The organism is Pseudoalteromonas rubra, from assembly GCF_000238295.3.
In the GTDB taxonomy this organism is placed as follows: domain Bacteria; phylum Pseudomonadota; class Gammaproteobacteria; order Enterobacterales; family Alteromonadaceae; genus Pseudoalteromonas; species Pseudoalteromonas rubra.
The window spans coordinates 16,568-30,182 of sequence record NZ_AHCD03000039.1; the positions used below are offsets into that span (position 1 = coordinate 16,568).

General features: G+C 47.9%; 11 protein-coding genes and 26 tRNA genes. 5 read left to right on the forward strand and 32 right to left on the reverse strand.

Features of this window, described 5'->3' with window-relative positions:
* Positions 1–9: 9 nt before the first annotated feature.
* The 32 genes from PRUB_RS18830 to lolB form a co-directional block, all read right to left on the reverse strand.
* Positions 10–84 (reverse strand) — tRNA-Gln (locus PRUB_RS18830).
* Between the two features lie 141 nt (positions 85–225).
* Positions 226–310: transfer RNA gene (locus tag PRUB_RS18835), tRNA-Leu, on the reverse strand.
* Positions 311–337: 27 nt separating this feature from the next.
* Positions 338–412 (reverse strand) — tRNA-Gln (locus tag PRUB_RS18840).
* Positions 413–448: 36 nt separating this feature from the next.
* A tRNA-Leu gene (locus tag PRUB_RS18845) sits at positions 449–533 on the reverse strand.
* A gap of 4 nt (positions 534–537) precedes the next feature.
* Positions 538–614, reverse strand: a tRNA-Met gene (locus PRUB_RS18850).
* 2 nt (positions 615–616) lie between these two features.
* Positions 617–691, reverse strand: a tRNA-Gln gene (locus PRUB_RS18855).
* A 39-nt stretch (positions 692–730) separates the two neighbouring features.
* Positions 731–815, reverse strand: a tRNA-Leu gene (locus tag PRUB_RS18860).
* A gap of 39 nt (positions 816–854) precedes the next feature.
* Positions 855–931 (reverse strand) — tRNA-Met (locus tag PRUB_RS18865).
* A 2-nt stretch (positions 932–933) separates the two neighbouring features.
* Positions 934–1,008, reverse strand: a tRNA-Gln gene (locus PRUB_RS18870).
* 39 nt (positions 1,009–1,047) lie between these two features.
* Positions 1,048–1,127 (reverse strand) — tRNA-Leu (locus tag PRUB_RS18875).
* 41 nt (positions 1,128–1,168) lie between these two features.
* Positions 1,169–1,245: transfer RNA gene (locus tag PRUB_RS18880), tRNA-Met, on the reverse strand.
* Between the two features lie 2 nt (positions 1,246–1,247).
* Positions 1,248–1,322, reverse strand: a tRNA-Gln gene (locus PRUB_RS18885).
* Positions 1,323–1,361: 39 nt separating this feature from the next.
* Positions 1,362–1,441, reverse strand: a tRNA-Leu gene (locus tag PRUB_RS18890).
* A 41-nt stretch (positions 1,442–1,482) separates the two neighbouring features.
* A tRNA-Met gene (locus PRUB_RS18895) sits at positions 1,483–1,559 on the reverse strand.
* Positions 1,560–1,561: 2 nt separating this feature from the next.
* A tRNA-Gln gene (locus PRUB_RS18900) sits at positions 1,562–1,636 on the reverse strand.
* A 39-nt stretch (positions 1,637–1,675) separates the two neighbouring features.
* Positions 1,676–1,755: transfer RNA gene (locus tag PRUB_RS18905), tRNA-Leu, on the reverse strand.
* A 41-nt stretch (positions 1,756–1,796) separates the two neighbouring features.
* Positions 1,797–1,873, reverse strand: a tRNA-Met gene (locus PRUB_RS18910).
* 2 nt (positions 1,874–1,875) lie between these two features.
* A tRNA-Gln gene (locus tag PRUB_RS18915) sits at positions 1,876–1,950 on the reverse strand.
* Positions 1,951–1,989: 39 nt separating this feature from the next.
* Positions 1,990–2,069 (reverse strand) — tRNA-Leu (locus tag PRUB_RS18920).
* Positions 2,070–2,110: 41 nt separating this feature from the next.
* Positions 2,111–2,187, reverse strand: a tRNA-Met gene (locus tag PRUB_RS18925).
* Positions 2,188–2,189: 2 nt separating this feature from the next.
* Positions 2,190–2,264, reverse strand: a tRNA-Gln gene (locus tag PRUB_RS18930).
* Positions 2,265–2,303: 39 nt separating this feature from the next.
* Positions 2,304–2,383, reverse strand: a tRNA-Leu gene (locus PRUB_RS18935).
* Positions 2,384–2,424: 41 nt separating this feature from the next.
* A tRNA-Met gene (locus tag PRUB_RS18940) sits at positions 2,425–2,501 on the reverse strand.
* Between the two features lie 2 nt (positions 2,502–2,503).
* Positions 2,504–2,578 (reverse strand) — tRNA-Gln (locus tag PRUB_RS18945).
* A gap of 39 nt (positions 2,579–2,617) precedes the next feature.
* Positions 2,618–2,697: transfer RNA gene (locus tag PRUB_RS18950), tRNA-Leu, on the reverse strand.
* Between the two features lie 41 nt (positions 2,698–2,738).
* Positions 2,739–2,815 (reverse strand) — tRNA-Met (locus PRUB_RS18955).
* A gap of 244 nt (positions 2,816–3,059) precedes the next feature.
* Complete coding sequence (gene ychF, locus PRUB_RS18960) at positions 3,060–4,151, reverse strand: redox-regulated ATPase YchF (RefSeq protein ID WP_010386549.1); 1,092 nt, start codon at positions 4,149–4,151, stop codon at positions 3,060–3,062.
* Positions 4,152–4,268: 117 nt separating this feature from the next.
* Positions 4,269–4,853 carry an aminoacyl-tRNA hydrolase gene (gene pth / locus PRUB_RS18965; RefSeq protein ID WP_010386547.1) on the reverse strand — a complete coding sequence of 195 codons (585 nt, stop codon included), beginning with the start codon at positions 4,851–4,853 and terminating at the stop codon, positions 4,269–4,271.
* Positions 4,854–4,872: 19 nt separating this feature from the next.
* The gene (locus tag PRUB_RS18970) at positions 4,873–5,481 is read right to left on the reverse strand and encodes a 50S ribosomal protein L25/general stress protein Ctc (RefSeq protein ID WP_010386545.1); all 609 of its coding nucleotides are present in this window, start codon (positions 5,479–5,481) and stop codon (positions 4,873–4,875) included.
* 199 nt (positions 5,482–5,680) lie between these two features.
* The gene (locus tag PRUB_RS18975) at positions 5,681–6,628 is read right to left on the reverse strand and encodes a ribose-phosphate pyrophosphokinase (RefSeq protein ID WP_010386544.1); all 948 of its coding nucleotides are present in this window, start codon (positions 6,626–6,628) and stop codon (positions 5,681–5,683) included.
* Positions 6,629–6,707: 79 nt separating this feature from the next.
* Positions 6,708–7,565 (reverse strand): 4-(cytidine 5'-diphospho)-2-C-methyl-D-erythritol kinase, encoded by an 858-nt coding sequence (gene ispE / locus PRUB_RS18980; protein ID WP_010386543.1) that lies wholly within the window; start codon positions 7,563–7,565, stop codon positions 6,708–6,710.
* On the reverse strand, positions 7,562–8,149 hold the full coding sequence (gene lolB / locus PRUB_RS18985; RefSeq protein WP_010386542.1) for a lipoprotein insertase outer membrane protein LolB: 588 nt from the start codon (positions 8,147–8,149) through the stop codon (positions 7,562–7,564). The genes ispE and lolB overlap by 4 nt, the downstream gene beginning before the upstream one ends.
* 83 nt (positions 8,150–8,232) lie before the next feature.
* Here lolB and hemA point away from each other — a divergent pair, with 83 nt between their 5' ends.
* From hemA to PRUB_RS19010, 5 genes are all read left to right on the forward strand, one after another.
* Positions 8,233–9,489, forward strand: coding sequence for a glutamyl-tRNA reductase (gene hemA, locus PRUB_RS18990; RefSeq protein WP_010386541.1), 1,257 nt, complete (start codon positions 8,233–8,235; stop codon positions 9,487–9,489).
* Positions 9,490–9,496: 7 nt separating this feature from the next.
* Positions 9,497–10,582: a peptide chain release factor 1 gene (prfA, locus tag PRUB_RS18995; protein ID WP_010386540.1), complete on the forward strand. Its 1,086-nt coding sequence runs from the start codon at positions 9,497–9,499 to the stop codon at positions 10,580–10,582.
* Positions 10,582–11,430, forward strand: a complete 849-nt coding sequence (gene prmC / locus PRUB_RS19000; protein WP_010386539.1) for a peptide chain release factor N(5)-glutamine methyltransferase — start codon at positions 10,582–10,584, stop codon at positions 11,428–11,430. Before prfA ends, prmC begins: the two co-directional genes overlap by 1 nt.
* Before the next feature lie 160 nt (positions 11,431–11,590).
* A complete protein-coding gene (locus tag PRUB_RS19005; RefSeq protein WP_010386538.1) occupies positions 11,591–13,132 on the forward strand; it encodes a DUF3369 domain-containing protein in 1,542 nt (513 codons plus the stop codon).
* A 25-nt stretch (positions 13,133–13,157) separates the two neighbouring features.
* On the forward strand, positions 13,158–13,532 hold the full coding sequence (locus PRUB_RS19010; protein ID WP_040644730.1) for a SirB2 family protein: 375 nt from the start codon (positions 13,158–13,160) through the stop codon (positions 13,530–13,532).
* Positions 13,533–13,615: the final 83 nt, after the last annotated feature.

Genomic DNA, 13,615 nt, shown 5'->3' on the forward strand with positions numbered 1-13,615 from the left:
CATAAGAGATGGCTGGAGTACCAGGATTTGAACCTGGGAATGGCGGGATCAAAACCCGCTGCCTTACCGCTTGGCGATACTCCAACGAAAAATCAAACCTAAATGTTGGTCCCAGGATTTGAATCTGGGGGTGGATGAGTGAGGGATCAAAACCTCTCTCTTCTGTCCTTACCGCTTGGCGATACTCCAACGAAAAGTTGATTATTTTAGTTCTTATCGAGAACATGGTGCGGAAGGAGAGACTTGAACTCTCACATCCGAAGATACTGGAACCTAAATCCAGCGCGTCTACCAATTCCGCCACTTCCGCATAAAATTGTATCTCTCAAAGGAGAGATGGCTGGAGTACCAGGATTTGAACCTGGGAATGGCGGGATCAAAACCCGCTGCCTTACCGCTTGGCGATACTCCAACGAAAAGTTGATTATTTTAGTTCTTATCGAGAACATGGTGCGGAAGGAGAGACTTGAACTCTCACATCCGAAGATACTGGAACCTAAATCCAGCGCGTCTACCAATTCCGCCACTTCCGCAACGTGGTGGCTATGCCCTGATTTGAACAGGGGACCCCATCATTATGAGTGATGTGCTCTAACCAGCTGAGCTACATAGCCATTGGCTGGAGTACCAGGATTTGAACCTGGGAATGGCGGGATCAAAACCCGCTGCCTTACCGCTTGGCGATACTCCAACGAAATTAAATCTGTTTTAGTTCTGACTTAAAAGAACATGGTGCGGAAGGAGAGACTTGAACTCTCACATCCGAAGATACTGGAACCTAAATCCAGCGCGTCTACCAATTCCGCCACTTCCGCGTCTTGCTAGCTAGATGAGGTTTTGTAGTAATTAAAGCATGGTGGCTATGCCCTGATTTGAACAGGGGACCCCATCATTATGAGTGATGTGCTCTAACCAGCTGAGCTACATAGCCATTGGCTGGAGTACCAGGATTTGAACCTGGGAATGGCGGGGTCAAAACCCGCTGCCTTACCGCTTGGCGATACTCCAACGAAAAGTTGATTATTTTAGTTCTTACCGAGAACATTATGGGGAAGGACAGACTTGAACTCTCACATCCGAAGATACTGGAACCTAAATCCAGCGCGTCTACCAATTCCGCCACTTCCGCGTCTTGCTAGCTAGATGAGGTTTTGTAGTAATTAAAGCATGGTGGCTATGCCCTGATTTGAACAGGGGACCCCATCATTATGAGTGATGTGCTCTAACCAGCTGAGCTACATAGCCATTGGCTGGAGTACCAGGATTTGAACCTGGGAATGGCGGGGTCAAAACCCGCTGCCTTACCGCTTGGCGATACTCCAACGAAAAGTTGATTATTTTAGTTCTTACCGAGAACATTATGGGGAAGGACAGACTTGAACTCTCACATCCGAAGATACTGGAACCTAAATCCAGCGCGTCTACCAATTCCGCCACTTCCGCGTCTTGCTAGCTAGATGAGGTTTTGTAGTAATTAAAGCATGGTGGCTATGCCCTGATTTGAACAGGGGACCCCATCATTATGAGTGATGTGCTCTAACCAGCTGAGCTACATAGCCATTGGCTGGAGTACCAGGATTTGAACCTGGGAATGGCGGGGTCAAAACCCGCTGCCTTACCGCTTGGCGATACTCCAACGAAAAGTTGATTATTTTAGTTCTTACCGAGAACATTATGGGGAAGGACAGACTTGAACTCTCACATCCGAAGATACTGGAACCTAAATCCAGCGCGTCTACCAATTCCGCCACTTCCGCGTCTTGCTAGCTAGATGAGGTTTTGTAGTAATTAAAGCATGGTGGCTATGCCCTGATTTGAACAGGGGACCCCATCATTATGAGTGATGTGCTCTAACCAGCTGAGCTACATAGCCATTGGCTGGAGTACCAGGATTTGAACCTGGGAATGGCGGGGTCAAAACCCGCTGCCTTACCGCTTGGCGATACTCCAACGAAAAGTTGATTATTTTAGTTCTTACCGAGAACATTATGGGGAAGGACAGACTTGAACTCTCACATCCGAAGATACTGGAACCTAAATCCAGCGCGTCTACCAATTCCGCCACTTCCGCGTCTTGCTAGCTAGATGAGGTTTTGTAGTAATTAAAGCATGGTGGCTATGCCCTGATTTGAACAGGGGACCCCATCATTATGAGTGATGTGCTCTAACCAGCTGAGCTACATAGCCATTGGCTGGAGTACCAGGATTTGAACCTGGGAATGGCGGGGTCAAAACCCGCTGCCTTACCGCTTGGCGATACTCCAACGAAAAGTTGATTATTTTAGTTCTTACCGAGAACATTATGGGGAAGGACAGACTTGAACTCTCACATCCGAAGATACTGGAACCTAAATCCAGCGCGTCTACCAATTCCGCCACTTCCGCGTCTTGCTAGCTAGATGAGGTTTTGTAGTAATTAAAGCATGGTGGCTATGCCCTGATTTGAACAGGGGACCCCATCATTATGAGTGATGTGCTCTAACCAGCTGAGCTACATAGCCATTGGCTGGAGTACCAGGATTTGAACCTGGGAATGGCGGGGTCAAAACCCGCTGCCTTACCGCTTGGCGATACTCCAACGAAAAGTTGATTATTTTAGTTCTTACCGAGAACATTATGGGGAAGGACAGACTTGAACTCTCACATCCGAAGATACTGGAACCTAAATCCAGCGCGTCTACCAATTCCGCCACTTCCGCGTCTTGCTAGCTAGATGAGTTTTGGTAGTAATTAAAGCATGGTGGCTATGCCCTGATTTGAACAGGGGACCCCATCATTATGAGTGATGTGCTCTAACCAGCTGAGCTACATAGCCATCTCTTTAATTTCTCATCATCGCTGATGCGGGGCGTATTATGCGTATATGGCCGTATGTCGTCAACACCTTTTTTGCAAAAAAATACCTAACACAGTTTGTTTGCAGATAAATTAAGCGAACCAGCGTGTTTTTAATGCAATTAGGCTAATAATTTCGCGTCCAGTGTAATAGGAAGACAAAAAAAGCGCCATGAGGCGCTTTTTGTTAGACGGGTTTTGCCCGTCAGTATTGAGTGCGTTACTTAGACATTGAACAAGAAGTTCATCACATCGCCGTCTTTAACGATGTAATCTTTACCTTCCTGACGCATTTTACCTGCGTCTTTAGCACCGCTTTCGCCCTGGTATTCAATGTAATCACTAAAACCAATGGTTTGTGCACGAATAAAGCCGCGCTCAAAGTCAGTGTGGATCTTACCTGCTGCTTGTGGCGCAGTTGCACCGACAGGAATGGTCCATGCACGTACTTCTTTTACACCAGCAGTAAAGTAGGTTTGCAGTTTTAGTAGCTCGTACCCACCGCGGATCACCAGGTTAAGCCCCGGCTCTTCCAGACCAAGGTCGGCCATAAACTCAAGCTTGTCTTCTTCTTCAAGTTCAGACAGCTCAGACTCAATCGCAGCACAGACTGGAATTACAACAGCGTCTTCCGCTGCGGCAATTTCACGTACTTTGTCTAAAAATGGGTTATTTTCAAAACCATCTTCAGTGACGTTGGCGATATACATAGTCGGTTTGATCGTTAGGAAGTTCAGTGGCTTGATTGCAGCCAGCTCTTCTTTAGTCAGTTCCAATGAGCGCAGTGTTAAACCTTCATCAAGGTGTGCTTTGACTTTTTCCAAGACTTCGTTTTGGAATTTAGCGTCTTTATCGCCACCTTTGGCTTTTTTAGCATTTCGCTGCGCTGCACGGTCGGCTGCTTCCATGTCGGATAACACAAGTTCTGTATTGATAACATCGATATCATCCGCCGGGTTTACCTGACCAGATACGTGTACGATGTTTTCATCTTCAAAGCAACGAACTACATGACCAATCGCATCGGTTTCGCGAATGTTTGCCAGGAACTGGTTACCAAGACCTTCACCTTTTGATGCGCCTTTTACCAGACCCGCAATATCAACAAATTCCATTGTTGTGGCAATGGTTTTTTGTGGATTAACAATCGCAGCCAGTTGATCCAAACGAGGATCCGGAACGGCAACAACGCCCGTGTTTGGTTCGATAGTACAAAAAGGGAAGTTCGCGGCTTCGATGCCCGCTTTGGTTAATGCATTGAATAGGGTTGACTTACCAACGTTAGGTAGGCCAACAATGCCACATTTAAAACCCATAGTTTAAAACCTTTAATTTGCTATCAATCGGACAAAATCCGGCATGGCCGGATTTTTATATCTTGCGACTGATATTAAGCGATCAATCACAGCAGTAACGAGACTCGTACGTCGGTGTTACGGCTTAAAAGAATGTAGTCTATTTTGTGCTTTTAACACACCGTCTTTGGCCAGGATTTCCATGCAACGTACGGCTTCATCCACCGCTGCATCTATTTTTTCCTGGTCTGCCTGAGGCGCCTTGCCCAGTACCCAGCCTGTCACCTTATCTCGGTGTCCAGGGTGGCCAATCCCAATGCGTAGACGCATAAACTCTTTGTTATTGCCCAGTTTGGCGATAATGTCTTTCAGACCATTGTGTCCGCCATGACCGCCGCCTTTTTTGAGTTTGGCGACACCGGGGTCCATATCCATTTCATCATGTGCAACCAGGATCTGCTCAGGCGGTATTTTATAAAAATTAGCCAGGCTACCTACAGCTTTACCGCTCAGGTTCATAAAAGTGGTTGGAATAAGAAGCTTAAATTCCTGATTGTTCAGGAGCAGCTTGCCGCTAAGGCCATGATGTTTGGAGTCAGGTTTGAGAGGGACGTTGTAGCGCCTGGCCAGTTCTTCGATAAACCAAGCCCCGGCATTGTGACGGGTGTTTGCATATTCGGGGCCTGGATTTGCCAGGCCCACTAGCATTTGAATAGTATTCAAGGTGCTAACACCTTAAAAATTATTCAGCAGCTTCTTCAGCTGTTTCTTCAGCAGCGCCGCCTTTAGGTGCGTTTACAGTCACAACCGCTTGGTCGTGGTCTGCACCTTTAGCAAGCTCAACAGAAACTACACCAGCTGGAAGTGCGATGTCTGAAAGGTGTACAGTTGCGCCAACTTCGATAGCTGCTACGTCAACTTCTACGAACTCAGGAAGCTGAGCTGGCAGACATGTGATTTCGATTTCAGTTACGTGGTGAGCAATCGTGTTGCCGCCTTTAGTCGCTGCTTCTTCGTTGATGAAGTGAACAGGAACTTTAGTGTGAAGCTTTTGAGAAGCGTCAACGCGTTGGAAGTCAAGGTGAGTTACCTTAGGCTTGTACGGGTGACGTTGGATGTCTTTCAGGATAGCTTCAACAGACTCACCACCGATGTTCAGAGTCAGGATGTGCGTGTAGAAACCTTCATCTTCTTGCATCTGGATAACTTTGTTGTGCTCAAGAGTAAGCGAAACAGCGTCTTTGCCTGCACCGTAAAGGATAGCAGGAACTTTATCAGCGCGACGTAGGCGGCGGCTCGCACCAGTACCCAGAGTTTCGCGTACTTCAGCGTTTAATACGTATTGTGACATGAGTGTCTCCAATTATTTTAGTTAATACTTCGAAGGGCTCGCGACCAAGCACTTCGGTAAATCACTGTACTCGCCGTGGTTGTATCCAAAGCAAGCCCAGTAAAAAGGCGCGCTAATATACCACTTACCAGCAGCCTTGCAAACCTTTGGACATAAAAAAAGCACCCTGAGGTGCTTTTTATTTGCGGATAAACACAGGTTAGTGTTCAAACATCGCAGAGATAGACTCTTCATTGCTGATGCGGCGGATGGTTTCAGCCAGCATATCAGCCAGAGTCAGTACTTTGATCTTGTCAACAGACTTCAGTTCGTCAGACAAGGTGATTGAGTCAGTGACAATCACTTCGTCGATCACTGAGTTACGCAGGTTTTCAGCTGCATTACCAGACAATACCGGGTGAGTTGCGTAAGCGAATACACGCTTAGCGCCATGCTCTTTCAGTGCCGCAGCTGCTTTACACAGTGTGCCGCCGGTATCAATCATATCATCAACGATGATACAGTCGCGACCTTCTACGTCACCAATGATGTGCATGACCTGAGAAACGTTCGCTTGTGGGCGACGCTTGTCGATGATAGCCAGGTCTTTGTCATCCAGAAGTTTCGCGATTGCACGCGCACGAACTACACCACCGATATCCGGTGATACGACAACAACGTCGTCGAAGTCACGCTCTTTCATGTCTTCAAGTAGTACCGGGCTACCAAACACGTTATCAACAGGTACATCGAAGAAGCCCTGGATCTGCTCTGCGTGCAAATCAACGGTCAGTACGCGGTCAACCCCAACGCTTGACAAGAAGTCTGCGACAACTTTAGCTGTGATTGGTACACGAGCAGAACGTACACGACGGTCCTGACGGGCGTAGCCAAAATATGGGATAACAGCTGTAATACGACCTGCAGAAGCACGACGTAACGCATCTACCATAACAATGAGTTCCATCAGGTTGTCATTGGTTGGTGCGCAAGTGGACTGAACGATGAAGACATCAGAACCACGAACATTTTCATTAATTTGAACGCTGATTTCGCCGTCGCTAAAACGGCCTACAACGGCATCACCTAATTCGATAAACAAACGTTTTGCAACTTTTTGAGCTAGCTCAGGTGTTGCGTTACCAGCGAAGAGCTTCATGTCGGGCACGGTAGGGTTCCTCAGGCACTGTAATATTATGTTATGCAATGACGTCGTCTGTGACAGTGTCAAAACAAGCTAACTTAAACTATTTTACTTCATCTTTACGCCATGCAGCCAGCTGCCTGTGGGCAATTGACTCGCAAGCGTTTTGGCTAACAAAGCCTGTCCAGGGAGAGGGAAGCTGTTCGAGGACACGCTGTGCGGCTTGCGCAGATTCAAATTCTGCAAAGCAACACCCTCCTGTCCCTGTCAATCTGGACGGCGCATATCTTAACAACCAGCTCAGGGTTTTATCAACCTCGGGGTGGAGCTTTTTAACTAATTCCTGACAGTCATTGTGTGTTTGCTCTAATGTCCAGTTGGCTGATAATTTGGGGGTTTTCCGGGGCAAATCCGGATGTGTAAAGACCTCTACGGTGCTGACGTGGACATTGGGGAATACCACCAGGTAGTGTTTTTCAGTGACAGGGTATGGACTCAATTTCTCTCCAACCCCCTGAGCTAACGCGGTTTTCCCATGTACAAAAACAGGCACATCAGCCCCGAGCGTCAATCCAATATCGGCGAGCTGGGCGGTGGACAGGTTACATTGCCACAAGGTGTTGAGGGCGAGTAATGTGGTGGCCGCATCCGATGACCCACCGCCAACACCGCCACCCATGGGCAGGTTTTTGGTCAAGTGAATTTGAACCCCCCTAGCTGCGGATTTATACGGGCGTAGTGCGTCGGCAGCCCGAAAGATGAGATTATCCTGTAACGGGATATCCGCAACATCACCATGGATCTCGATGGTATCTTGTTCCTGTGGGACGAAGGTTAATTGATCGCCGTACTCCAGCAAGGTAAACAGGGTTTCCAGCTCGTGGTAGCCATCAGCACGGCGGCCATTGATGTGTAAAAACAGGTTGAGCTTTGCCGGAGCGGTTAATGTAAGTGTTTTCATAAGGTCTCAAAGTGCCAGTTACTGATACGGATTTTGATGGTGATGTCATTGTGCGTCAGTGTGAGTCGGGTTGGCAGTTCGAGTCCGTTGACGCGTTGATATGTCTGGTAAGCGACCTGCCAGCGTAATCCCTGCTTATCCTGCCAGGTCGCCTGGATCAGTTGCTGTTTTTGATTATATTGGTTATCGGGCGCGTTTATTTGACCTGTTAACCATTGCGGCGCCTGCGATACCGGCAGTTGCCAGCCACTCAGACGATATACCAGCTCGCTGCTGTCTTCGCTGGTGTAGGTTTTATCTTCGAGCGTGAGTGTGCTGTACTGAGCGCGTTCTTCTAATTTTAATACCTGGGTACCAATAAACGTATTCAGTGTCAGTGTTTGTTTTTGTTCGCGGTATTGCCAGTTAAAGTTGGCTGACTGGCGCTCCTCGGGAGAGATAAATGCGAGCTTACCCGTTGCTCGCCAATTGTTGTAACTTTCGGGACGATTCTGCTGTGTATGCTCGTCAGGCGGCGTAATACGCTGTGCACATCCACCCAGAAACAATAAAAACATGAGCAAAATCAAATGAAACTGTTTCAAACTAAGTTCCTTACTTTCCATATTCGATTGATTTTTGGTAAAATTAGCGGCTTTAAAGCAGGGCTTGAGCAATACTGGCAGTTATGACCATCATCGCACTTGGGATCAATCACAAAACCGCGTCCGTCGAATTGAGGGAAAAAGTCGCTTTTTCTCCGCAACAACTATCGGATGCGCTACAGCAGCTGTCTGAGTTACCGCAGTTTAATGAGTCCGTGATTGTTTCTACCTGCAATCGGACCGAAATCTATTGTAGCCTTGGGGACCCGAATTCCCAAGCGCTTCTGGGTTGGCTTGCGCAATTTCACCAGATAGAAGAGCACGAGCTGGCTGAGAATGTTTATGTGCATCACAATCAGGATGCCGTCAATCACCTGATGCGCGTGGCTTGTGGGTTGGATTCGCTGGTACTAGGTGAGCCACAGATCCTGGGCCAGATTAAGCAAGCGTATAACAGTGCAAAAGCACACAATGGCATTCAGCCTGTGTTTGAACGCTTATTCCAGAAAACCTTCTCTGTGGCCAAACAAGTTCGCACCGAAACCGAAATTGGCGCCAGTGCGGTATCTGTGGCGTATGCCGCTGTTAATCTGGCAAAGCACATCTATGGTCAGCTGGAAAAAACCAATGTGTTACTTATCGGTGCGGGTGAAACCATTGAGCTGGTTGCCAAGCATTTATCTCAACACAACCCAAAAGCCATCACTGTGGCCAACCGCACCATTGAGCGGGCACAGTTGCTGGCCAATGAAATTAGCGCAAATGTCATTTCTTTGGCTCAGCTGCCGGAGCAATTGCACCAGGCTGACATTGTGATCAGCTCCACGGCCAGTACTTTGCCTATCATAGGTAAAGGGGTGGTAGAGCAGGCACTGAAAAAGCGCAAACATAAGCCCATGTTGTTCGTTGATATTGCGGTACCGCGTGATATTGAAAGTCAGGTGAATGACTTAGACGCTGCGTATTTGTATACCGTGGATGACCTACAAGCGATTGTGAACGAGAACATGGCGTCGCGGGAACAAGCAGCGCGCGAAGCACAGCAAATCATTGACGATAAAACGCATGAATTTGCGCAGTGGCAGCGTTCACTGACCTCTGTCGATGTGATCCGGGAATACCGTGAATCAGCGCAGACGATTAAATTAGAGCTCGTGGAAAAGGCGTTAAATCAGCTACAATCGGGTAAGAATTCAGAAAAGGTCTTGTTAGAGTTGGCAAACAAGCTCACCAATCGGCTCACTCATGCACCGACCCGTGCCATTCAGGCGGCGGCAAAAGAGGGCGATATAGAGCGTATTGCAGTATTAAAACAAGCATTAGGTATTGAGCAGGAATAAAAGTTAAATGAAAGAGTCCGTCTATCGTAAATTGGAAACGCTGGTAGAGCGCCACGAAGAAGTGGAAGCCATGCTGGGGGATCCGGAAGTTATTGGCGATCAAAACCGTTTTCGCGCGTTATCAAAAGAATACTCAGAGCTGGAAGATGTCGTTAAGGCGTTCACAGCCTACCAGCAGGCCCAGGAAAACGTGGCTGCGGCTGAAGAAATGCTGAAAGACTCAGATCCTGACATGCGTGAAATGGCTCAGGAAGAATTCAAAGACGCAAAAGAACAAATTTCAGAGCTGGAGGAGCAACTCCAGATCCTGATGCTGCCAAAAGACCCGAAAGACGACAACAATGTATTCCTTGAAGTACGTGCTGGTACCGGTGGTGATGAAGCCGCGATTTTCGCAGGTGATTTGTTCCGTATGTACAGCCGCTATGCAGAAGCACAAAAATGGCAGGTCGAAGTGGTCAGTGCCAATGAAGGTGAGCACGGTGGCTACAAAGAGGTGATCGCTAACATCAAAGGGGATGGCGTTTACGGCAAGCTGAAGTTTGAGTCGGGCGCACACCGTGTACAACGTGTACCAGAAACCGAATCTCAGGGCCGTGTTCATACCTCAGCGTGTACGGTTGCTGTGATGGCAGAAATTCCTGAAGCAGAAGCCATTGAAATTAACCCGTCGGACCTTAAGGTCGATACCTTCCGGGCATCTGGTGCCGGTGGTCAGCACGTTAACAAAACCGATTCTGCAATTCGTATTACTCACATTCCAACCGGGGTTGTGGTCGAGTGTCAGGATGAGCGTTCGCAACATAAAAACCGTGCGAAAGCGTTGTCAGTACTGGGCGCCCGACTGCAGCAGGCTGAAGATGAAAAGCGCCAGGCTGAAGAAGCCAGCGAACGTCGTAACTTGGTTGGTAGTGGTGACCGCTCTGAACGTATCCGTACGTATAACTATCCGCAAGGACGTATCACGGACCACCGCATTAACCTTACGTTGTATCGCCTCAATGAAGTGGTAGCCGGCGACCTGGGTGCCGTTATCGATCCGTTAGTGTTGGAGTATCAGGCTGATCTGTTAGCAGCCATGGGCGACGACTAATGGCGCAGAATCCCAATCTTGCTCAGGCGATTGCCTGGGCGAGTTCGCAACTTCAAAGTAGCTCAGAGTCAGCGAAACTCGATGCCGAAGTGCTGCTTTTACACATTCTTCAGAAGAACCGCAGTTATTTATTCGCGTGGCCAGAAGCCGAGCTGAATGCAGCGCAATATCAATTATTTGAATCACTCATTGCACGTCGAAAAGCGGGTGAACCAGTCGCCCATCTGACGGGGGAGCGCGAGTTCTGGAGTTTGCCTCTGTATGTCAATAACAGCACCCTCATTCCCCGGTCAGATACGGAAACCCTGGTTGAGCATGCATTGACCTTACCCCTGCCGACAGATGCTCGAGTCGTTGACCTGGGGACTGGTACGGGCGCCATTGTGTTGGCACTCGCTTCGGAGCAGCCTGACTGGCAGCTTATCGGTGTAGATTACTCTCATGATGCGGTGGCCCTGGCAGAGAAAAACCGTCAACGGCTGGGTTTTGAGCATGTGCAGATCCGCCAGAGTGACTGGTTTTCTGCCTTGTTAGATCAGCGTTTTGATTTGATTGTCAGCAACCCCCCGTATATATGTGAAACAGATGAACACCTGAATCAGGGGGATGTCCGTTTCGAGCCTTTATCTGCCCTGGTGGCGCCGGAAGAAGGTTATGCCGATATCCGTCATATTACTGAGCAGGCACTGCAATATCTGGCACCGGATGGTTATCTGATGTTTGAACACGGGTATCAGCAAGCTGCTGGTGTTCAGCAGATTTTTGCACAAATGAACTATCGCAATATACTTACAATAAAAGATATGGCAGGCTGTGATAGGGTAACGATGGCGCAAAAGCCACAATAATCGTTGCTGATTATCTAAATTGCCTTGTGCAGGCATTATGCATAGTGCAGTGATACCGTATTGTGGTGAACAGCTCGGTTATCGCCAACCTGCTTCATGACCGTCAGCGTGCGCAATACTGGCGAGATACGAGTACAAAAAGAGTGTTGAGGACTCTCCAATGGATGATTTTTTGTTTTCAGACGAGCCAAGTGATTCGGAAGTACAGGAAAAAAGTGGCACCTGGAAGGTGATCATTGTTGATGATGAACCTGAAGTGCATGCGGTGACCAAGCTCGCGCTCAGCGACTTTGAGTTTCAGAAAAAGCGCCTGGAGTTCCTCAGTGCCTATTCCGGCGAGGAAGCAAAAAAGGTGGTTATGGACCATCCCGACGCTGCGATTGTATTGCTTGATGTGGTGATGGAAACGGATGATGCAGGCCTGAGGGTAGCACAGTACATCCGCGAAACTGCCAAGAACAATAATATCCGCATTATTTTGCGTACGGGTCAGCCAGGTCAGGCACCGGAGCGCCAGGTCATTGTTAATTACGATATCAATGATTACAAATCTAAAACTGAACTGACGGCGCAAAAGCTGTTTACTGTGGTGATGTCGAGTTTGCGCTCTTATCGGGATATTTTGTCAATTGATCAGTCTCGTCAGGGGCTGGAAAAAATCATTACAGCATCTCGTAATATTTTTGCTTCCCATTCTATTGACCAGTTTATTGAGGGCGTTATACAGCAGCTGACGTCTTTGTTGGGAACCGTGGATGAAGCGATTTACGCCACCTCTTTGGTGGCCAGTAATGATCCCAGCAATAGCAGTGACAAACTGGTGGTATTTACCGGCCGTGGCGAATTTGCCCGAAGTGAAGGCAAGTCCATAGAAGATGTACTGGATACTGAGCAAATGGAAGCATGCCGACAGGCTTTGCAGGACAGAGGGATCGTATACAAGGACAACTATTTATTTGCCTATTGTTCAAGCGAATATAATCATGCCTCTATGCTATTTGTTTCCGGGATCCCGGAGTTTCTGACCGACACGCAAAAACACCTGATCAAAATTTTCTCGCAAAACGTACAATTGGCGTATGAAAACGTTCAGTTGCAGGCTGAGATTGAAGACACCCAACAGGAACTGGTTTACCGCCTGAGTGAAGCACTTGAACAGCGCTCTACTGAGTCGGGAAATCATGTAAAGCGCGTTGCCAACATATGCTATGTAATGGCCAAGCACTATGGCCTGAGCTACCGTGAAGCTGAGCTGATCAGACTGGCTTCGCCCTTGCACGATGTGGGGAACGTGGGTATTCCCGATGCCATTTTAAACAAACCCAACAAGCTTGCACCAGAAGAATGGGATGTGATGAAATCTCATACTCAAAAAGGGTATCAGATCCTGCGTGACTCGCGTCGCGAAATCGTTAATGCCGGAGCAATGATCGCCCGAGATCATCATGAAAAGTGGGACGGCAGCGGCTATCCGAGCGGCAAAAAAGGCGAGGAAATCCATATTTTTGGTCGTATTGCTGCGATTGCCGATGTATATGACTCCATGCGTCATGAACGCTGTTATCGCCCGGCATACAGTCTGGAAGAGGTGGTTGCAGAAATTAACAGCCAGAAAGGCAAACACTTTGATCCAAAACTGGTAGACGTATTTAATGAGGTTACAGACGAGCTGGAACAGATCCTGACTCGCTTACAAGATTGATTTTAAAATTTAATAAGGGGCAATTTTGGATTACATGGCACTTAAACACACGCATGTGATGTTTGCAGTTTTAAGTATTATTTTGTTTTATACCCGCGCAATTTCGCGTCTGGCCAGTGGTAAATTAGCAGCCAACAAAGGGGTTTTCATTGCCAGCCACAGTGTTGATACTGTGCTATTGATTTCAGCGGTATCGCTGGCTGTGATGGCCAGTCTGAACCCGGCACAGCAACCCTGGTTGATGGAAAAAATTGTTTTAGTCATTGCATATATAGCGCTAGGTTTTGTGATTGCAAAATCAACAACAAAAGCCAAGCAGATTGGTGCACTGGTCATGGCAACAGTGACGCTGTTGGCCGTTGGTTACCTTGCCAGTGCTAAAAATGCGCTGATACTATGATAGATATGCGGGCAGCATCGTTGCCCGCTTTCCCCGCCCACTTCGTGAATTTTCCCCAAAATAAAAATCCCCTTGGGAATGTG

Coding starts and splice junctions, on each gene's coding strand:
- ychF (WP_010386549.1), bottom strand. CDS start 4,151: ATGGGTTTTAAATGTGGCATTGTTGGCCTACCTAACGTTGGTAAGTCA.
- PRUB_RS18970 (WP_010386545.1), bottom strand. CDS start 5,481: ATGTCACAATACGTATTAAACGCTGAAGTACGCGAAACTCTGGGTACT.
- ispE (WP_010386543.1), bottom strand. CDS start 7,565: ATGAAAACACTTACATTAACCGCTCCGGCAAAGCTCAACCTGTTTTTA.
- hemA (WP_010386541.1), top strand. CDS start 8,233: ATGACCATCATCGCACTTGGGATCAATCACAAAACCGCGTCCGTCGAA.
- prfA (WP_010386540.1), top strand. CDS start 9,497: ATGAAAGAGTCCGTCTATCGTAAATTGGAAACGCTGGTAGAGCGCCAC.
- prmC (WP_010386539.1), top strand. CDS start 10,582: ATGGCGCAGAATCCCAATCTTGCTCAGGCGATTGCCTGGGCGAGTTCG.
- PRUB_RS19005 (WP_010386538.1), top strand. CDS start 11,591: ATGGATGATTTTTTGTTTTCAGACGAGCCAAGTGATTCGGAAGTACAG.